Annotated in this window: 15 protein-coding genes; 9 read left to right on the top strand and 6 right to left on the bottom strand. The window is 54.8% G+C overall.

Translation table 11 applies throughout. From position 1 onward, the window contains the following. Window positions 1-187 precede the first annotated feature (187 nt). From mnmE to rpmH, 5 genes are read right to left on the bottom strand one after another with little or no spacing between them, the layout of a single operon-like run. Entirely contained in the window at window positions 188-1,570 is a 1,383-nt protein-coding gene (gene mnmE, locus ACTG3T_RS04965) for a tRNA uridine-5-carboxymethylaminomethyl(34) synthesis GTPase MnmE (RefSeq protein ID WP_439101158.1), read from the bottom strand. Between the two features lie 10 nt (window positions 1,571-1,580). After that, window positions 1,581-3,338: a membrane protein insertase YidC gene (yidC, locus tag ACTG3T_RS04960; protein ID WP_439101157.1), complete on the bottom strand. Its 1,758-nt coding sequence runs from the start codon at window positions 3,336-3,338 to the stop codon at window positions 1,581-1,583. Between the two features lie 6 nt (window positions 3,339-3,344). Then, a complete protein-coding gene (yidD, locus tag ACTG3T_RS04955; RefSeq protein ID WP_439101156.1) occupies window positions 3,345-3,587 on the bottom strand; it encodes a membrane protein insertion efficiency factor YidD in 243 nt (80 codons plus the stop codon). Then, on the bottom strand, window positions 3,584-3,952 hold the full coding sequence (gene rnpA / locus ACTG3T_RS04950) for a ribonuclease P protein component (RefSeq protein ID WP_439101155.1): 369 nt from the start codon (window positions 3,950-3,952) through the stop codon (window positions 3,584-3,586). The genes yidD and rnpA overlap by 4 nt, the downstream gene beginning before the upstream one ends. 41 nt (window positions 3,953-3,993) lie before the next feature. Beyond that, a complete protein-coding gene (rpmH, locus tag ACTG3T_RS04945; protein WP_084566938.1) occupies window positions 3,994-4,128 on the bottom strand; it encodes a 50S ribosomal protein L34 in 135 nt (44 codons plus the stop codon). An 831-nt stretch (window positions 4,129-4,959) separates the two neighbouring features. Between rpmH and dnaA the strand changes: the two genes are divergently transcribed. The 5 genes from dnaA to ACTG3T_RS04920 all read left to right on the top strand — a co-directional run bounded on the left by dnaA (window position 4,960) and on the right by ACTG3T_RS04920 (window position 12,573). Next, window positions 4,960-6,480 carry a chromosomal replication initiator protein DnaA gene (gene dnaA, locus ACTG3T_RS04940; RefSeq protein WP_439101154.1) on the top strand — a complete coding sequence of 507 codons (1,521 nt, stop codon included), beginning with the start codon at window positions 4,960-4,962 and terminating at the stop codon, window positions 6,478-6,480. Between the two features lie 134 nt (window positions 6,481-6,614). Beyond that, on the top strand, window positions 6,615-7,718 hold the full coding sequence (gene dnaN, locus ACTG3T_RS04935; RefSeq protein ID WP_439101153.1) for a DNA polymerase III subunit beta: 1,104 nt from the start codon (window positions 6,615-6,617) through the stop codon (window positions 7,716-7,718). 25 nt (window positions 7,719-7,743) lie between these two features. Then, window positions 7,744-8,871 carry a DNA replication/repair protein RecF gene (gene recF, locus ACTG3T_RS04930; protein WP_439101167.1) on the top strand — a complete coding sequence of 376 codons (1,128 nt, stop codon included), beginning with the start codon at window positions 7,744-7,746 and terminating at the stop codon, window positions 8,869-8,871. Between the two features lie 18 nt (window positions 8,872-8,889). After that, the gene (gyrB, locus tag ACTG3T_RS04925; protein ID WP_439101152.1) at window positions 8,890-11,304 is read left to right on the top strand and encodes a DNA topoisomerase (ATP-hydrolyzing) subunit B; all 2,415 of its coding nucleotides are present in this window, start codon (window positions 8,890-8,892) and stop codon (window positions 11,302-11,304) included. A gap of 249 nt (window positions 11,305-11,553) precedes the next feature. Then, window positions 11,554-12,573: a zinc-dependent alcohol dehydrogenase gene (locus ACTG3T_RS04920; RefSeq protein WP_439101151.1), complete on the top strand. Its 1,020-nt coding sequence runs from the start codon at window positions 11,554-11,556 to the stop codon at window positions 12,571-12,573. A gap of 21 nt (window positions 12,574-12,594) precedes the next feature. Here the strand turns inward: ACTG3T_RS04920 and ACTG3T_RS04915 are convergent, their stop codons facing one another. Next, the gene (locus ACTG3T_RS04915) at window positions 12,595-13,602 is read right to left on the bottom strand and encodes an AraC family transcriptional regulator (protein ID WP_439101150.1); all 1,008 of its coding nucleotides are present in this window, start codon (window positions 13,600-13,602) and stop codon (window positions 12,595-12,597) included. Window positions 13,603-13,803: 201 nt separating this feature from the next. Here ACTG3T_RS04915 and ACTG3T_RS04910 point away from each other — a divergent pair, with 201 nt between their 5' ends. The 4 genes from ACTG3T_RS04910 to ACTG3T_RS04895 form a co-directional block, all read left to right on the top strand. After that, a complete protein-coding gene (locus tag ACTG3T_RS04910; protein ID WP_439101149.1) occupies window positions 13,804-16,197 on the top strand; it encodes a TonB-dependent receptor in 2,394 nt (797 codons plus the stop codon). Between the two features lie 22 nt (window positions 16,198-16,219). After that, window positions 16,220-16,933 (top strand): hypothetical protein, encoded by a 714-nt coding sequence (locus ACTG3T_RS04905; RefSeq protein WP_439101148.1) that lies wholly within the window; start codon window positions 16,220-16,222, stop codon window positions 16,931-16,933. Between the two features lie 27 nt (window positions 16,934-16,960). Continuing rightward, the gene (locus tag ACTG3T_RS04900; protein ID WP_439101147.1) at window positions 16,961-18,463 is read left to right on the top strand and encodes a flavin-containing monooxygenase; all 1,503 of its coding nucleotides are present in this window, start codon (window positions 16,961-16,963) and stop codon (window positions 18,461-18,463) included. Between the two features lie 42 nt (window positions 18,464-18,505). Further along, on the top strand, window positions 18,506-19,414 hold a 909-nt coding region (locus ACTG3T_RS04895; protein WP_439101146.1), incomplete at its 3' end, for a 3-hydroxyacyl-CoA dehydrogenase.

Raw genomic sequence — 19,414 nt, 5'->3', positions numbered from 1 at the left:
TGATAAACCTGTAAACAGGGCCTGTAGTACCGCTGTACTACGTTTGCATGCTTAGGGGATAACTTATGACGTTTCGGCAGTAAACCGGCTTATCCCCCGACGCGTCTTTTTCCATACCGGTTTTATACCACTATGTATTAATGCTGTGAGTAAGCTGGGGATACGCACTCTCTATCACTTCCTATCACTACTTGCCGATGCAGAAGCTGCCAAAGATCTCGCCGAGTAATTCATCACTGCTAAAAGAGCCGGTAATACTCCCCAGACTATCCTGGGCGTAGCGCAGGTCTTCTGCGATGAGCTCTGCGGCCCCGTGGTCCTTTAATTGAAGTAAGCCCTGTGCGAGATGCCCGGCGCATTCTTCCAGAGCGAGAACGTGACGCTCCCGTGCACTGAAGTCGGAGTTCCCGGTGTCAGCAATGCCCGCGGTGGTAAGCAAATGACGGCGCAGTAAATCGACCCCATCGCCGCTCAGGGCACTGAGACAAATTTCCGTAATGTTCTTCGTGGCGCTCGATGTCAAGGAGGCAGGGATTTTTTGTAGATCACATTTATTGCGAATGAGAGTGATGGGTACAGCCTTGGGTAGGTCGCCCTCGTATTGGCTGGCGAGGGTAGCTGCATCAAGCAGGGCTGACTCACCGCTGTTATCAACAACCAGCAGAATATGATCCGCGCTTTGCATTTCGCAGCGGGCTCGTCGGATACCTTCCTGTTCGATGGCGTCTCCCGAGTCCCGTAGCCCCGCGGTATCTACGATGTGTAACGGTAAACCGTCGATCTGAATATGTTCCCGAAGGAGATCCCGCGTAGTCCCGGGGATGTCAGTGACGATAGCCGTGTCCTGTTCAGCGAGTTGGTTAAGAAGGCTGGACTTACCCGCATTGGGTGCCCCGGCGATGACCAGTTTTAATCCATCGCGTAGCGTTCTTCCCCGTCGAGCGCTTGTCAGGAGCTCATTGATAGATATCTCCAGGGATTCCAGGCGCTCCAGAACATCGCTGTCCGCGATGAAATCTATTTCCTCTTCCGGAAAATCAATGGCGGCTTCAATGAATACACGCAGACGGACAAGCTGTTCCAGCAGGACATCAACTTGTGCTGAAAAACTACCTGTTAGCGACCTGCTGGCGCTTCGCGCAGCCGCTTCCGTACTGCTGCTGATAAGGTCAGCAATAGCCTCCGCCTGAACCAGGTCTATTTTATTGTTAAGGAAAGCCCGCTGACTGAACTCTCCAGGAGTCGCCTGTCTGGCACCATGGTGGATACACTCCCGGAGTACCGTGCGCAGGAGCACCGGTCCACCGTGACAGTGCAACTCCGCCACGTCCTCACCGGTAAAAGAATGGGGTCCCGGAAATTGGATGAGAAGGCCTTGGTCTAACACTTCTCCCTGCCCATCAATGATGGAAACAAAGTGGGCCTGTCGAGGTTGAGCCTTAATGCCGGTCATGCGGCCGGCGATAGTAAACGCCCGAGAGCCGGATAGCCTGATGATACCTACACCGCCTGCACCCGAGCCGGTGGCAATAGCGACGATAGTATCGCTGTCACCCACCATTAAATTCATAGCGGGTGAATCAGGCTTTGGCGCCGGCGTTCTCTATTTGCCGGGTGATAACGTATTGCTGCGCCATGGACAGCAGATTGTTAACTACCCAATAGAGCACCAGTCCTGCAGGGAACCACAGGAAGAAGAAGGTAAAAATAACCGGAAGCCACTGCATGATTTTCGCCTGCATGGGATCTGGTGGTGGAGGATTGAGCTTCTGCATAAAGAACATGCTCGCGCCCATCATGAGCGGCAACACGAAATAAGGGTCCATGACCGATAGATCGTTAATCCACAGCATGAAGGGTGCATGGCGAAGCTCCACGCTTTCCATGAGCATCCAGTACAGGGCGATAAACACCGGCATCTGCACCAGAATGGGTAGACACCCGCCCATGGGATTGATCTTTTCCTTTTTATACAGCTCCATCATTGCCTGGGACTGTTTTTGTTTATCGTCTGCGTACTCTTCGCGGATACTTGCCATTTTCGGCTGTACCCGACGCATGTTGGCCATGGACTTATAGCTGGTGGCGGACAATTTGAAGAACACGGCCTTGATGAGCACTGTGAGCAGGATGATCGCGACACCCCAGTTACCCACAATGGCGAATATTTTGGTGAGCAACCAGAACAACGGTTGGGCGACCCACCACAGCCAGCCGTAATCCACACTCAGTTCCAGGAAGGGGGATATTTTCTGAAGGCTGTACTGATCTTTTGGGCCAGCGTAGAAGCGGGCGCTTACTTCCTGTTGAGCACCCGGTGCAACAATAACGGCCGGGCTGGTAAATCCGGCGATATTAAACCCGCTGTTGGTCACCCGTGTGCTATAGGTGTGGGTCTTATCAGGATTGGGAATCCAGGCGCTTAAGAAATAGTGCTGGATCATGGCGATCCAGCCGCCGCTGTTCTGCTTGCGATAGGGTTCATCCCGCATATCATCGAAGCTGAACTTTTTGAAGCGATCGTCAGGCATGGTGGTCGCTGCACCCAAAAATGGTTGCATGCCCATGCTCCCGCCACCGCCGGAATCTGCAGCGCTGCTGTCCCGTTTTATCTGGCCGAAGAGGTTTCCCTGCCAGGCGTCACTGCTTTGGTTATCGATAATGAAATCAACATCGACGACGTAGCTGTCCCGACTGAAGTGAAACCGTTTGGTAACTGAGATACCTGCGTTGTTTGTCCAGGTAAGGTCAACTTCGAGCGTATCAGCGGCGCCCATTTCGTATCGGCTTGCTGTGCTCTGGTAATTCGCTCGGGATTTGCTGTCGATGCCATCCTTGCCGATAAGTCCGCTCTGGGCGACATAGACGCGGCGGGAATTGTTTTCAAGCAGCACAAATGGGGTGTCGGGATCATCGATATCGGCCAGGAACTTCGGCAGGGCTACCTCCACAATATCGCCGCCCTGCAGATCTATAGCGACCTGCAGGCTGTCTGTGTAAACCTGAATGATGTTGTTGCTAGAACTTGTGCCGGCATGTTCGGTACTCGTATCCACAGCAGCGCCAACGGCAGGGAGATCTTCGGTGCTGGTGGCGGTATCAGGTGTAGCGGTAGTGGGTGTAGCGGTAGTGGGTGCAGTGGCTGCTGATGGTAAATCACCCGTAGCGGCTGGATCTTCGGTCAGCGTATCCGTTATTTGTGTCTCAGGACTGGCGGTCAATCGCGTTTCGGTGCTTACAACCTCATCTTTTACCGCTTTAAAATTTACCCACTCGGTGAGCAACATAAACGATAAGAGCATGATCGCGCCGATGAGTAACGTGCGTTGAATATCCATTATCAATTAATCCTGATGTTGACAGGCGGGTGGTACGGGGTCGGCGCCCCCTTCATGCCAGGGATGGCAACGGAGAATTCTGCGGATGGCAAGGCTAGAGCCTTTCCATGGACCGTGTTCTTCAATGGCTTCGACTGCGTAGCTGGAACAACTTGGATAATACCGGCAGTGGTGTCCCAGGAAAGGGCTCAGTAACAACTGGTATCCGCGAATGAGTGCTCGAAGCAGTGTTGTGAACAAAGCGTTCACTGCGACGCGACCGTAAGACCCAGACGTGCAAACTGTTTGGACAGCGCGTCTTTGATGCCTGATGCTGTGGCGTCTCGGGCACCGGGTCGTGTCAAGACAACAACATCAAAGGAAGGCGTCGATGGAGAGGACGGAGATAGGGCGCGAAAATGCTCCCGAGTCAGCCGTTTAATGGCGTTTCGTTTCACAGCCGTTGGGACGTGCTTCTTTGCTACTGCGAGACCGAGCCTGTGACGCGCCAGGTTATTGCGACGAGCCAACAGAAGCAGTTCTTTTTGCCCGGCTTTTTGATCCGGGGCTTTGAACACCTGCCGGTAATCGTCAGCGGTGAGAAGCCGTTGGCTGGGCCGAAACGTCGCAGCCACAGATTCGGCCTCCTATCACTTCTCGGGTCAGGTGACGCGTATCAGGCAGCGAGGCGCTTGCGACCTTTGGCGCGACGACGGGAAATCACGGCACGTCCACTTTTGGTCGCCATGCGGCTACGGAAGCCGTGAGTACGTTTGCGCTTCAATACGCTGGGCTGAAAAGTTCTCTTCATGTTCCTGCTCGCTTAAGTCTCTTTACAAGCCCAGCGTTCACTGCGCAGGTATGCCACCTGTCTGGAACGGTAGGTTTGCTAATTAAAATATGCCTTCGGCGCTCCTATTAGAGAGCTGGCAAATTTGGGCCGCGCATTGTAGTGGTTAGTTGCCGCTTATTCAATGGCGCAACGCCAGGATGCCTTGAGTAATTTGCCGCAAATTTCTCCGATTTGAAAACCTCGTAATTTCGAGGTTTTACACAGTCCGACGGAATGAGCGTTGGCGCGGCCTGAGGCAGCTTATGAACACTTTCCCCCAAAGATATACACAGGTTTCCCACAAAACCTCGCTGGCTCGGGTTCGTTAAAAAAAATCCTCCCAAATGACAAAAAAATATTTAAGTTATTGATAGTTATGAAATTTAAAGATTTGTTTTTTTTTCTGAGGATGTGGATAAGTCCGGGGCGGGGCGCTATGATGGCTCCATCGACGGCGCCAGACTCCGGGATATCAACAGATGTATCCGGGTTTGCTTTTTCAAAGGCATTCGCTCTTGTGTATGTCATCCGTATGTCATGGAGAAACAGGGCAAGTCGTTACGTTTCGGCACAAAAGGCGGCAAAAGACGGCAAAAGAGAGCAGTAGCTGACAAAAGTCTACAAAAGTCTACAAAAACCTATAAAAGTCCATGATAGAAAGAAAAAACGCGATAAAAGCGTTCTTCAGACTGAGTAAGGGCAGGCTGAGTAGTAAGCCGGCATAAAGCCATTGGCCGAATATTAGAAAAACCATGAGAATTGATCGTCTTGCGAGTAGGTCAAAGATCAGACGGCAAAAGAGAGTGAACCTTGTCAGAAAACATATGGGCACACTGCAAAACACGTTTGCAGGATGAATTACCGCCACAACAATTTAATACATGGATAAGACCGCTTCAGGCTACTTTCACAGAGCAGGCGCTGCAGTTGCTTGCGCCGAACCGGTTTATTTGTGATTTCGTCAGCGATAAGTATGGCGAACTGATTGCTCAATTGCTGCGCGAGGTCCAGTCCGGTGAAGCGGAGCTGGAGCTTAAGATTGCAGCGGGGGCGACACGGCCTGTGGGAGCAACATCAGCGCTGCCGCTAACTACAACCGGACCCGCCGCTGTGGAAACCGCGACCCTGCCCGTGTCTCGGGGTCCGGCGCTGGCAGTGGTTGGCGGTACGGCTGCCACCGAGGTGGAAGGGAAAGCTGATATCCCGGCGGAAGAAACAAGCGCAAACGCGCGGCAAACACCGTCATTGGTAGAAACAACCCTTCATTACGGTCAGGCCAGCAAATCCGAAGTGCACGAGGCGCTCCAGCATCAACATAATCTGGTGAGCAACTACACTTTCAGTACCTTTGTAGAAGGCAAGTCCAACCAGCTAGCTCTCGCCGCTGCGAACCAGGTGTCAGAAAATCCAGGGGGTGCCTATAACCCACTCTTTCTTTATGGTGGTGTCGGTCTGGGTAAAACCCACCTGATGCATGCTGTGGGTAACGCACTGAAGTTGAACAAGCCCGATGCGCGGATTGTGTATCTCCATTCTGAGCGGTTTGTGGCCGACATGGTCAAGGCATTGCAACTCAACGCTATAGCGGACTTCAAGCGTTACTACCGCTCGGTAGACGCGCTGCTCATCGACGACATCCAGTTTTTTGCCAAGAAAGATCGTTCCCAGGAGGAGTTTTTCCACACCTTTAATGCGTTGCTCGAGGGTGGACAACAGATGATTCTCACCTGTGACCGATATCCAAAAGAAATCGATGGGCTGGAAGAGCGCTTGAAATCCCGCTTCGGCTGGGGGCTTACCGTGGCGGTGGAGCCTCCGGACCTGGAAACCCGCGTGGCTATTTTAATGAATAAGGCAACCCAGGCTCGCCTTAATTTGCCCCCTGATGCCGCCTTTTTTATCGCCCAGAGAATCCGTTCTAATGTAAGAGAGTTAGAGGGTGCGCTAAAGCGCGTGATAGCTAGCGCTAACTTCACTCGCAGACCTATCGATGTTGAACTGGTAAAGGAGAGTCTTAAAGACTTGCTTGCCCTTCAGGACAAACAGGTCAGTCTCGATAACATTCAGCGGACAGTGGCCGAATACTACAAAATCAAAGTAGCTGATTTGAACTCCCGTCGGCGCAATCGCTCTGTCGCCCGGCCTCGCCAGGTGGCAATGGCATTAGCCAAAGAGTTAACAAATTACAGCCTGCCGGAGATTGGTGACAGCTTTGGGGGACGGGATCACACGACGGTGCTTCACGCCTGTCGGAAGATTCGCGAACTCCGGGAGACCAATTCAGATATCCATGAGGACTATAAAAACCTACTGCGTCTTCTCACTACCTGATCGAAGGTTCGCGTTCAGCTCGTCAGACAGACGGCGTGGTGGAAAATTTGGTTTTTTCATGGCCCGCCCATGGGCATGATGCGCTAAACTAGGGTGTTTTTTTATCTCGAACGCTGCCGGTTTAAGGACTTTTAATGAAATTCCGAGTTTCTCGTGACGCCCTGCTCAAGCCTTTGAATTTGGTGGCGGGAGTAGTGGAGCGTCGACAGACCTTACCAGTGCTCTCCAATGTGCTGCTAAATCTGGATGGTGACCGTCTTTCCATTACCGGCACTGATCTCGAGGTAGAGTTGGTTGGGCGCGTGAATCTGGAAGCACCCGGTGAAGCAGGCGAAATTACCGTGCCTGCACGCAAGCTTGCAGATATTTGTAAAAGCCTGCCTGATGGTGCGGATCTCGAGATTGCCGTCGCTGACAGCAAAGCAACGGTACGTAGTGGCAGAAGCCGGTTTACCTTGGCCACGCTGCCAGCGCGGGAATTTCCCAATATTGAAGATAGCATTGGCACCCACCAGTTTACCCTGAAGCAGGGGGAGCTTCGGCGCCTTATCGAGCGCACGGGCTTTGCCATGGCGCAGCAGGACGTTCGTTACTACCTGAATGGCATGTACTGGGAGCTCCGCGCTGGACGTTTGCGCGCCGTAGCCACCGATGGTCATCGACTGGCGATCTGTACTTTTCCCGGCACTCTGAAAGATCTTGAAGACACGCAAGTGATCCTGCCACGCAAGGGCGTGCTTGAGCTTTCCCGCCTTATGCAAAGCGATGACGAGGACGTTACGATTATTCTGGGCAGCAATCATTTGCGGGCCACAACGGAGGAGTTCACGTTCACCTCTAAACTTGTCGACGGTAAGTTCCCGGACTATGAGCGGGTACTCCCTCGAGCCGCCGACAAAATTATTCAGAGCTCACGAACAGAGTTACGTCAGGCGTTTACTCGTACAGCAATTCTATCCAACGAAAAATACCGGGGTGTGCGCCTCAAGTTGTCCGAGGGTAGCCTGGAAATTGTTGCCAATAACCCGGAGCAGGAACAGGCAGAAGAGAGCCTGCCGGTAAACTACTCCGGTGACTCTCTGGAGATTGGCTTTAATGTGGGTTACCTGCTGGATGTACTGGGTGTTTTGAGTGGCGAGGAGATTCGCTTTTCTCTGTCGGACCCCAATAGCAGCGCGCTGCTGGAAGAAACCGATGGTGGGGACTCCCTGTACGTTGTAATGCCTATGCGGCTTTGAGCCGCACGGGCGGAGGGGTGCGCCCCTGTTAGCCTCACTTCATATTCATCACCTACGTAATCTCAGCGAAGCCAAGCTCGGGCCCCTGGCCTTGCACAATGTCATCTACGGCATTAATGGTAGCGGTAAAACCAGTCTCCTTGAGGCGGCGCACATTCTTGGTACCGCCCGTTCGTTTCGTTCAGGTGGTGCCAAGTCCCTCATAACCCACGGAGAGGAGAGTTACGTTGTTCGTGGGGAGAGGTGCTCCGTTAGTGGTGGTTCTGTTTCTATGGGCGTGCAGAGGGAAAAAGCTGGCGCCATGACGCTACGCCTGGCCGGAGAACCATCTCGATCCGTTTCCCGTCTTGCTGATGAGTTGCCGCTGCTACTAATCAACTCAGATAGCTTTGATCTTTTGGTAGGTGAGCCTGCGAATCGGCGACGGTTTTTGGATTGGGGAGTGTTTCACGTGGAACACGACCTGAGGGACCACCGCCAGCGTTTTCAAAGAGCGTTAACGCAAAGGAATCATCTGCTTCGCCGTGGTAAACTCGATCTGTCAGAACTGGAGGTATGGACTCGGGATTTGGCGGTTCATGCGGAGCAAGTGTCTTCGGGAAGGGAGCAGTTTTTAAAGAGTCTCCGAGAGGTGTTTGAGCCGCTTATAGCTGAGCTTTCGCCGGAAATTGGACCGGTTACCCTGAGTTACCGTCGCGGCTGGGATGCAAGCAGCTCTTACGAGGAGGTGCTGCAGCGCAGTTTGGTGTCTGATCAGGAGCAAGGGTTTACTCAAACGGGCCCCCAGCGTGCAGATATTCGAGTAACGGTAGGAGGATACTCGGCGGCAGAAACTTTGTCGCGAGGGCAACAGAAGCTCCTTGTTTGTGCGTTGAAGCTCGCACAGGGACAAATTCTTGCCGGTGAGCAGGGCGACGTGTTGTACCTGATTGATGATTTACCCTCTGAACTGGATGCGGAGCGTTGTGAGCGCGTATGCAGGACCCTGGCGACCATGCGAGTGCAGACGCTCATTACTTGTGTTGCCCGTACGGCGATACCGTCGGAGTGGTTGGGGTCAGAAACAGAAGTAGCTATGTTTCACGTGAAACAAGGGCAGGTTGATCTTGCCTCTTACCCGATTGATAACGGAAAAACGGCTGAAAGCCGCTAAAACACTGGAGTACGTGCAATGAGCGATGCATCTGAGAATTATGATGGGTCGAAAATCAAGGTTCTGAAAGGTCTCGATGCTGTTCGGAAGCGTCCGGGTATGTACATCGGTGATACCGACGACGGAACGGGCCTCCACCACATGGTCTTCGAGGTGGTGGACAACTCTATTGATGAGGCTCTGGCGGGGCACTGCGCGAAGATATTGATCACTATTCATCCTGACGAGTCCGTATCCGTGCAGGACGATGGCCGCGGCATCCCCACAGAAATGCACGATGAAGGTGTTTCTGCGGCAGAAGTGATACTGACAGTGCTTCATGCCGGCGGTAAGTTCGATGACAACACCTATAAGGTATCCGGCGGACTCCATGGTGTGGGTGTTTCCGTTGTAAATGCGCTTTCTGAGGAGCTTTGGCTGACTATATGGCGCGGTGGACGGCGTTTTGAGCAGCGTTATGCCCATGGTGTACCCCAGGGTGCTCTTCAGGATGTGGGGGAGGCCGATCAAACCGGCACCCTGATCCGCTTCAAGCCGTCGGCAGAAACATTCACTAACATCGAATTTGAGTTTGATGTGCTCGCCAAGCGCCTGCGAGAGCTGGCGTTCCTGAATTCCGGGATAGAAATCCTGCTTAATGATGAGCGTTCGGGTAAAGAAGATCGCTATTTTTATGAGGGTGGCTTAAACGCCTTCGTTGACTACCTGAACCGCAACAAGACTCCCATGCATAAAGCGTTTCACTTCCAGGCTGACGGTGACGACGGTATGTCGGTGGAGGTTGCTCTCCAGTGGAATGATTCCTACCAGGAAAATATTTTTTGCTATACGAATAATATTCCGCAGCGCGATGGCGGAACTCATCTCGCGGGTTTCCGCTCAGCATTGACGCGAACGCTCAATGGATACATTGAGCGTGAAGGCCTGGCGAAAAAAGCCAAGGTCAGTACTACGGGGGATGATGCGCGCGAGGGCTTGACCGCGATTGTGTCCGTGAAGGTGCCGGATCCCAAGTTTTCATCGCAAACCAAGGACAAACTGGTCTCCTCCGAGGTAAAAACTGCGGTGGAGCAGGCTATGAACAACCGTTTCAGCGAATATTTGCTGGAAAATCCTGGGGAAGCCAAGGCAGTGGTAACCAAAATGCTGGATGCTGCGCGCGCGCGGGAGGCGGCTCGTAAAGCGCGAGAAATGACCCGTCGCAAGGGTGCTCTGGATATTGCGGGTCTGCCCGGTAAGTTGGCGGACTGTCAGGAGAAAGACGCATCCCTTTCAGAGATTTACCTGGTAGAGGGCGACTCGGCAGGTGGCTCTGCAAAACAGGGTCGAAATCGTCGTTTTCAGGCCATTCTGCCCCTTAAAGGCAAGATCCTGAATGTCGAGAAAGCGCGTTTCGATAAAATGTTGGGCTCGGTTGAGGTGGGTACTCTGGTTACGGCTCTTGGCTGTGGCATTGGCAAGGAGGAGTTTGATCCGGACAAGCTGCGGTATCACAGCATTATTATCATGACCGATGCTGATGTCGATGGATCGCATATACGCACGCTGCTCCTCACCTTTTTCTTCCGTCAGATGCGCGAGTTGATTGACCGGGGCCATGTCTTTATTGCCCAGCCACCGCTTTATAAAGTGGGTAAAGGTAAGCAGCACCAATATCTCAAAGATGACGCTGCCCTGGCGGAGTTTTTGACATCATCGGCGCTGGAAGGCGCGGCGCTTTATGTGAACGCGGATGCACCGGCCATCACTGGTGAGTCCCTAGCCGTTCTGATCAGGCAATATCAGTCTGTCGAAGCGATTGTGAAACGCCGCAGCCGCCACTACCCGGAAGAGCTGGTGTGGGAGCTGGTGTTTGGTCCTCACCTTGCTGAGGCCGATCTCACCGATAAGGCTGCTGTGGAACATTATTGTCGAGCGATGAGTGAGCGCTTACTAACCCTTAAAACCAAGGGCACCAGTTATTCGGTAGAGCCAAGAACCGACGATGAGGAAACCTGGTATCCGCTGGTGCGCATGATTGCCCACGGTGTTGAGCGACCTATTCAGCTCAAACCCGAGTTCTTCCGATCCAAAGATTACGCGGCAATGGTGGCACTGGGCGATACCCTCGAAGATCTTATCGATGAGACCGGTTACTTCCAGCGAGGGGAGAAAACCCACCAGACACAGAATTTTGTGACGGGTTTGGAGTGGTTGATGTCAGAAGCGCGGCGCGGCTACTACATCCAGCGTTACAAAGGTTTGGGTGAAATGAATCCTGAGCAGCTCTGGGAAACTACCATGGACCCGGAAAGTCGACGCATGCTGCAGGTGACCATCGACGACGCCATGCGCGCCGACGAAATTTTCACCACGCTCATGGGCGATCAGGTGGAGCCCCGTCGGGAGTTTATTGAAGAGAACGCGTTGTACGTTTCGAATTTGGACGTCTAGCTTAGTTGCTGTCCGATATTCAAACCCCTGCGTCCGCAATGCCTAGGGAAGAACCGGCCTGGGTTCCCTATACTTTTTTCCAGCCTGGACACGCGCTCCCATGAGAACGCGGCATGCGTAGCGCACCCGGTGCTGGCGCAGGGGTGACCGTGGATACCTGTCCAGAATGCGCAGGTTCATAGAGGCAAAAGTTTGCCGTTAGGGCGGAGAGAGCTTGGCGTCTCAACACAATTTTTGGAGGTCTACACGATGAAAGCAGTTGTTTACCAGAGCAACGACCGTGCGTTGTCTTTCGAGGAGGTGTCTTCTCCTGAACCGGGACCACAGCAGCTGCTGGTCAAAGTGGCTGCCTGCGGAATCTGTGGTTCGGATTTGCATGCCTATCAGGTCGGCATGTTGGAGCCCGGGATGATCCTGGGGCACGAGTTTTCTGGTGAAGTCCTGGCTATCGGGGAGGGTGTCTCGACCGACTGGCAGGTAGGTGATCGGGTCACGGCCCTTGGCGCTCTGGTCTGCAGAGAGTGTGACGCCTGCAAACGCAAGGACTTCCTGTCCTGCGAAAACCCGCAGCTCACGGGATTCTCCACTCCGGGTGCGTATGCCGAGGAGGTGCTTGTGTCGGAGGCGTTAACGGTCCGGGTTCCGGAAGCCCTCAATATCACGGACGCGGCATTGGTAGAGCCCATGACCGTGGGACTCGAGGCGTTTCGGGTTGCGGAAGTTCCCCTCGGTGGACGAGTGCTGGTTCTTGGCGCCGGCGTGATCGGTCTGGCCGTTGCCAAGTGGGCCCGATTCTTCGGCGCGGCGGATATCGTGGTATCGGACCTCGATACGGAACGGCTCGACCGCGCCCTCGCGGGCTGTGCTACCGCGGTAATCGACGCCTCTGTCAATCAGGACGCGGTGCAGGCTTTCCGCGATGCGGTAGGGGCGGAGCCTGACGTTATTCTGGAATGCGTGGGTCGACCCATGCTGCAGCAGCTGATCGATATAGCCCCCGCGGGTTGCCACATCGTTTCCGTTGGCGTCTCTATGCAGGACGAGCCCGTGTCTCCCCTGGCAGCCGCGCAAAAAAAGCTACGTCTGACATTTTCTTTCGGCTATGGCTCGGACGACTTCCGGTTTGTCGCTCGTATGCTCGCGGAAAAGCGGATTCCCGTAGACGATCTCATCACCCAAAGGGTTTCTTTGGAGGAAGTTCCGGAGATCTTCGAGGGGCTCATGAAACCCAATGGCCACTGCAAGATTGTGATGCAACCGGGCACTTGAAAGCGCCCGCACCGACAGCCGTCAACAGCTGCGGGTTTTGCGGAACTCCGTGGGTGACATGCCCAGCCATCGCTTGAAAGCCTGCGAGAAGTTTTGCGAATCGCTGAAGCCGCAGTGCTCGGCAACCTGCTGCACGGACAGCTCGGAATTGAGCAGGTAGTCTTCGGCGACGGCCTGACGCTCTGCATCCAGCAGGTCCTGGAAGCGCGCATTCGCGGCGCCCAGCTTGCGGCGGAGGGTCCGCGGCGACATGGCCAGCTGTTCGGCAACGCGATCCAGGTTGGGGAATGTTCCCGGTTCCCGTCTTAGCACGAGTTTCACATCTGCAACCACATCTCCGGCGCTCGACAGGCGGTTGAGCAGGCTGTGCTGCAGGCCCCTGAGTGCCTCGAGGGCCTGCGGGTCGTAGCTGGGGAGTTCCTTGTCCATGTACGTGCGGGTGACATGGATCTCCGTGTTTGCATGACCGAAGCGTACGGGGCAGCGCAGGATGTCGGTGTAGCGTTCACTGTATCCGGTGGCTTCGTAATCAAGCCGGACTTCGCTGAATGTCGCCTCGGCCCCAACCATTTCCTCAAGGCTTGCCTGGAAGACACCCAGGGCACGCTCGAGGAGAAAGACGCGCAGCGCCGTATTCGCCTCCCGGCACACGATCGTAAACACCGTCGTGTCGTCCGTTTCCCGGTACTCGTAATCAATCATGCCGTAATAGGTCTGATAGCTCTTACTGCTCATATCCACGGCATCGCGCACGGTGCGCGCTACGGTCTGTGCCAGGCCCATGGGGCCCATCTCGGACATGTGCGTGGTCCAGCCGATCTCCAGTCCCAGCCCGGGCTCGTTATGCAGTGTGATGGCATTCAGGTAAAAGCGCCTCGCCTGATCGTGGGTGATCAGGCGATAGGGGTCATCCAGATCCGCCGGGAACAGCTCCGTGCCGGCCAGCAGGTCGTCGATGGCGTAGCCGTGCTCCGTAAGAAAGATTCTTACTTTACGAAGGGTCAGAGCATAGATCTTGCGCTGGGACATATGCGTGGCGGCGTCTTGCCGCTCCTTTTTATTTTTCGGACCGGCGTCGATCGACGTTTGCCGTTCGACCTCCTCCCTGTCCTCAATTCATACGCAGATTACCGCATCACCTATGGCTGCACCATGGTGTCCCTACCTACTATGTGCGCACGCTGACATCAGCTTGATTTAAATGTGGCCTGCAAGCCCGGGAGAAATATAATGATAGAAAACCAGAGTTCAGCCAGATTTTTTTTACTAGCGCCTATGGCTGCCGGCCTCGCCGCAGCGCTATCCACATCCGCGCTGGCGCAGCAGCCGGCTCTTGAAGAGGTGGTCGTCACCGCTCAGAAGCGTACACAATCCCTGAGCGATGTGCCGATTTCTGTCAGTGCCGTGGGCGGCGATACGATGCGCAATGCCAGCTTGATGGATCTGGCAGACCTCACGCCGTATATCCCGAACTTTCAGAAGTCTGACACGGTACTCGGTCAATACCTCGTTATCCGTGGTATCGGCTCGGGTATCAACCAGGGCTTCGAGCAGTCCGTCGTGCAGTTTGTAGATGACGTGCCCCTGGGACGTGGGCCCCTGGCGCGTGTGCCTTTTACGGATCTGGAGCGTATCGAAGTGTTGCGCGGGCCGCAGAACGTGCTCTTCGGCAAGAACGCGGTTGCCGGCGCGCTGTCTATGGTGACCGCAAAGCCCACCGAGGAATTCGCCGGTCGGCTTCTTGTGGAGTACGAGCCTGAGTATCAGACATCCCTGGTGACCGGGATGATCTCCGGCCCAATTACCGATTCCTTGCGCGGTCGCCTGTCTGTGCGCTACTACGACGATGGCGGTTACTATGAGAACAACCTCAACGGTAATGACGAGGCGAACCGCGAAGACCAGACCATTCGCGGCGCCATCAGCTGGGATATTACAGACAACTTGCAGGCTGACCTGAAGGTTGAGCGCAGTAGTTTTACCCTTGACGGCCGAACAGACGAAATTATTTTCGGTTATGCCAATCGGCAAGAGGGTAGCCCATTTCAGGGTTTGACCTATCCGCAGATAGCTGGGGCTGTCGGTCAGTTAACGGGCCAGAACATTGGCAGTGATGACGGCCAGCAGAACTACCAGCGCAACACTAACATCGATGAGTTCAGCGAACTCGACTCCGATAACATCACTCTGACTCTGAACTGGGGTATTGGCGATGCAACGCTGACCAGCGTCACCGCCTACATGGGGTATGAGACCGATGAGTTTCTGGACTCCGACGGTTCGGGCATAGATGCATTCGTGCAGGACCAGCAGGAAGAATATGACCAGTTCACCCAGGAAATTCGTCTGGTGTCCCCCGGTGGCGAGACCATCGACTGGATCGTGGGTGGGTACTACATGGACTGGGATCTAAATTTCGACGCTGATTTTCTGGTAGATGATGAAAGCTTGTGGTCCGCGCTGGGAGTACTTGGTGCCGCTACCGGGGACCCGAGTCTTGCGCCCCTGGGCGCCCTGAGCAATCTGCGTAATGAGCGCCGCTACGACGCTGACAGCGAAACCTACGCGGCTTTCGGTCAGGCGACCTGGAACATGACTGACGTCACACGTCTCACGGTAGGTGCGCGCTATACCCGCGAAGATAAGAGCGGAACCCGACGCATGGATGTGTTTAATTCGGCAACGGGTGAGCTGGATATTACCCAGGCGGCCATCGGTAGCGCCGTATTCGGCGTTGACTGGGCTAACCTGAGTGAGGAGACCGGCGGCGCGTTCCCAAGCCACGATCTCGCCGCAGATCGCTCAGAAAGCTCTTTCACACCCTCCGCGGTTCTCGAGTGGGATGTGGGTGAAGACCTTATGCTCTACGGATCGGTCGCCACCGGTTTTAAGGCGGGCGGTTTTGATGCGCGGGGTAACCGTGCCGGAAACTTTGAGTACGAAGATGAAAACGTGCTGTCTTTTGAATTTGGCGCCAAGGGTCGCTATCTCGATGGCAGGCTCGAACTGAACGCCGCTTTGTTCCATAGCCAGTACGAGGATCTGCAGGTGAGCCAGTTTGACGGCACCCTGGGTTTTGTCGTTGGTAATGCGGCCGAAGCCACGTCGCAGGGTCTGGAGCTGGACGGACGACTGCTGCTCACCGAGGGCCTTACCTGGTCCTTTGCTGCGGCTTATCTCGATTTTGAGTTTGACGATTACCAGAACGCAACCTGCTCATCCCTGGAAACGCTGGAGACGGGCGCCACTCTCTGCGATCGCACCGGCGAAACCAACATCTTCAGCCCCGAGTGGTCCGCGAGTACCTCCTTTGACTACTTCACCTCCATCACGAATAACTGGGATCTCCGAGCACGATTGGATCTGAACTATAAGGCTGAGCACTTCGTGGAAGTAACACTGAATCCGGATATCCAGCAGGACGCCTATACCCAGGTTAACGCGCAGTTGGCGCTGGAGTCGGGCAGCTGGATCCTGGCCCTGGTGGGCAAGAACCTGACCGATGAAGAGATCCTCAGCTTCGCAACGGATACGGCCCTCTCAGGTACGCTCGGTTCGCCGGCGTATACCGGCTATCTGCAGCGTCCGCGCACAATCGCGGCGCAGGTTCGGTACGAGTTCTAGGGACCCCCATAGCGGTTGATGGGTGAGCTGGGTGTCCTTCAATGCATCAATTACGATTCTCGCAGCGGACAATGAGAGGAGTCGTGCATTTTATCGCCGTCTTCTTTCGTCGGCGGCGGGAGAGTTGCCAGAGGACGTTCCGCCATCCTCAAACGCAGTTGCAGAGAGCGGTGTCGGTGGTGGCGTCAATATGTCGGGCCCTTTCGAGCTTCGATGGGGGTCCTATTCGCCCACCGCCAGGGAAACCCGTCAATCGCAGATCGCCCCTTCGGATCGCCTCCGGCTTATGGTGTTGGTGAACTCGATGTCTCGAAGTGTCGAGACGGCTTTGGCTGGCGGCGGTGTATTGCGTGCATTTCTCCACAAGGAATCATGCCATGGGACCGCGCATGTGTTGATACAGGATCCTGATAATGTGCTCCTGGAATTGATGGTTGCACCGCAGGAAGTTTTCGATACCCACGAGCAAGCCCGTATTGCTGCCGTGGGTATTGCGAGTAATGACTTTGATGCAACTGTTGAGGGGCTTCGCAGAGATCAGGCTTTTAAAACCTGTGACGACCGATTTATGCAGTCCCAACTCATCTGGCCTGACCGACCAAAACTTCACAAAGTCCAAACGCTGGAGCGCAATAGTGTGTATGTGGTCGTGTCCCAGTCCTTAAGTGCGCTGCCGCCGTTATTGCTAACAGCAAATACTGCTCTCACTTTCAGCGACAAAAAAAGTAATGAATAAGAATGGAGATCTAAGATGACCGCAAATATGAAAATATCTGATGTCAAAGACCACGTTGATGTGCTGGTCGTGGGCGCGGGAATTTCCGGCATCGGGGCAGGCCATCACCTGCGCGAACGCTGCCCCGAGAAATCCTTTCTGATCTTGGAAGATAAAGCGGACTTCGGCGGCACCTGGCGCCAGCACACCTACCCCGGAGTACGCTCAGACAGCGATCTCTATACCTTTGGCTACGGGTTCAAGCCTTGGTCGGGACAGCCCATTGCCGGCGGGGACGCGATTCTCGATTACCTGGGCGAGGCCATCGATGAAGACCAGCTGCAATCGCATATCCGCTATGAGCACCGGGTGCTGAGCGCCAGCTGGTCCAGTGATGCGCAACGATGGTTTCTCGAGGTGGAGCAAAAAGGCGGCGAGCGCGTGCAGATGAGTGCGAACTTTCTCTGGATGTGCCAGGGCTATTATCGCCATGAAAAGGGGTACACACCGGATTGGGAGGGATTGAGCGACTATGAGGGGCAGCTTGTGCATCCCCAGTGTTGGCCCAATGATCTTGATTATCAGGGTAAGCGGGTTCTTGTCATCGGCTCCGGTGCAACGGCGGCAACGCTGGTGCCCGCTATGGCCAAAGACTGCGCGAGTCTGACTATGCTGCAGCGCTCACCGACTTACTTCTGGACCGGCGAGAATCGCAATGAGCTTGCCGATCGCCTCCGCGAGCTGGGCGTCGATGAGAGCATCGTCCATGACATCGTTCGCCGCGATATCCTGAAGACGGCTCAGGACGTGCAGTACATGTCCGAGGAGCAACCGGAGGCGATTAAGGAAGAGTTGTTCAGCGTGCTGCGCCAGTACCTTGGCGAAGACTTTGATATGTCCCATTTTACGCCCAGCTACCGTCCATGGCAGCAGCGCCTGGCCTATGTCCCCGACGGTGATCTTTTTGAGGCCATCAAAGCGGGTGACGTTTCGGTGGTGACGGATCACATCGATCGCTTTACGAAAGAAGGTGTACTTACCAAATCCGGGGAGCTCCTTGAGGCGGATATCGTAATCACTGCTACGGGATTTGATCTGTGCATCATGGGAGATATTGCCTTTACCGTGGATGGACAGGCGGTGGACTTTGGGAAAACCTTCACCTACCGGGGATTTATGAATTCCGGCGTACCGAATATGGCCTGGATGTTTGGTTATCTGCGCACCAGTTGGACCATGCGCATCGATATGCTCTGCGACGTCGTTTGTCGTTTTCTCCAACGCATGGATGAAAAGGGCGCCACATCGGTCACGCCGACGCTCCTTCCCGAAGAGCAGTCAATGGAGCAATTGCCCTGGATTTCGGAGCAGGAATTTAATCCCGGCTATCTGCAACGGAGCATCGACCTGCTACCCAAGCAGGGTGGTCATGCGCCCTGGGTCTACGAGGCCGATTACTACAAAGAGCGTGAGATCCTGCCACAACTGAATCTTGATGATCCGAGGTTGCAGTACCACTGTGAGGAAGAGCCCGTGGTCGCAAACGCCTGACGAGCTTGGGCTGTGATTACGCACAACCATTAAGGAAATATCATGATAAAAAAAATATTGGCCATTGGCGCCGGCACCATGGGAAGTCAGGCGAGCTTCTACTACGCCATGAATGGCTACGAGGTAACACAGTACGACGTAAGCGATGACGCCCTGGAGGCTTGCAGACAGCTTCATCGAGATTACGTGGCGGCGTACCGGGCCGCCCGCCCATCCCTGAGTGAAGAGGGGGCAAGAGCTGGACTGGAGCGCATCCAGTACAGCTCCGACCTGAAGAGTGCCGCAGCGGACGCTGACCTGGTAACCGAGTCGGCCCCCGAAGTGCTCGCGATCAAAGAGCAGATTTATGCAGAACTTGACCGCATGTGCCCCGAGCGAACGATTTTCACCACCAACACATCAACGCTTGCGCCTAGCTTGATTGCTCCATCCACTGGACGTCCGGCGCGTTTTCTGGCGTTGCATTATTCCAATCCAATTTGGGACCGGCCCATAGGCGAAGTCATGAAACACCCGGGTACCGACGACGCGATTTTCGAGCAGGTGCTTCGCTTCGCAGGTGAAGCGGGCCTGGTGCCGCTCAGGATTGAGAAGGAGCAGCCAGGCTACCTGATTAACACCATGCTAGTGCCCTGGTTGTTCGCATCCCTTTCCCTGGTGGTCAACGGTGTTGCCAGTTATCAGGATGTCGACCGGACCTGGATGATCTGCAACAACGGGAACCCTCCCGGGCCCATGGGAAGCATCGATTTAGTGGGCTTGGAAACCATGCGTAACGTCGGTCGCCTGTTGATGGAGGCGGAGCCTGACAATCCCCAGCACCGGAAGAGTGTTGAGTATCTTGAGGAGCACTTTATCGCCAAGGGGTACACCGGTACGTTGAGTGGGCAGGGGTTCTATTCCTATCCCGATCCCGAATACCTGGATCCAGACTTCCTTTCGCCGAAGCAG

Origin of the sequence: Congregibacter sp. (assembly GCF_965660375.1) — a bacterium.
Taxonomy (GTDB): domain Bacteria; phylum Pseudomonadota; class Gammaproteobacteria; order Pseudomonadales; family Halieaceae; genus Congregibacter.
This window is presented reverse-complemented; position numbering and strand designations above follow the sequence as displayed.

What these genes read in the sequence shown, in the direction of transcription:
- mnmE (WP_439101158.1), bottom strand. Translation starts at nt 1,570, where the DNA reads ATGAATTTAATGGTGGGTGACAGCGATACTATCGTCGCTATTGCCACC.
- yidC (WP_439101157.1), bottom strand. Translation starts at nt 3,338, where the DNA reads ATGGATATTCAACGCACGTTACTCATCGGCGCGATCATGCTCTTATCG.
- rpmH (WP_084566938.1), bottom strand. Translation starts at nt 4,128, where the DNA reads ATGAAGAGAACTTTTCAGCCCAGCGTATTGAAGCGCAAACGTACTCAC.
- dnaN (WP_439101153.1), top strand. Translation starts at nt 6,615, where the DNA reads ATGAAATTCCGAGTTTCTCGTGACGCCCTGCTCAAGCCTTTGAATTTG.
- gyrB (WP_439101152.1), top strand. Translation starts at nt 8,890, where the DNA reads ATGAGCGATGCATCTGAGAATTATGATGGGTCGAAAATCAAGGTTCTG.
- ACTG3T_RS04920 (WP_439101151.1), top strand. Translation starts at nt 11,554, where the DNA reads ATGAAAGCAGTTGTTTACCAGAGCAACGACCGTGCGTTGTCTTTCGAG.
- ACTG3T_RS04915 (WP_439101150.1), bottom strand. Translation starts at nt 13,602, where the DNA reads ATGTCCCAGCGCAAGATCTATGCTCTGACCCTTCGTAAAGTAAGAATC.
- ACTG3T_RS04910 (WP_439101149.1), top strand. Translation starts at nt 13,804, where the DNA reads ATGATAGAAAACCAGAGTTCAGCCAGATTTTTTTTACTAGCGCCTATG.
- ACTG3T_RS04900 (WP_439101147.1), top strand. Translation starts at nt 16,961, where the DNA reads ATGAAAATATCTGATGTCAAAGACCACGTTGATGTGCTGGTCGTGGGC.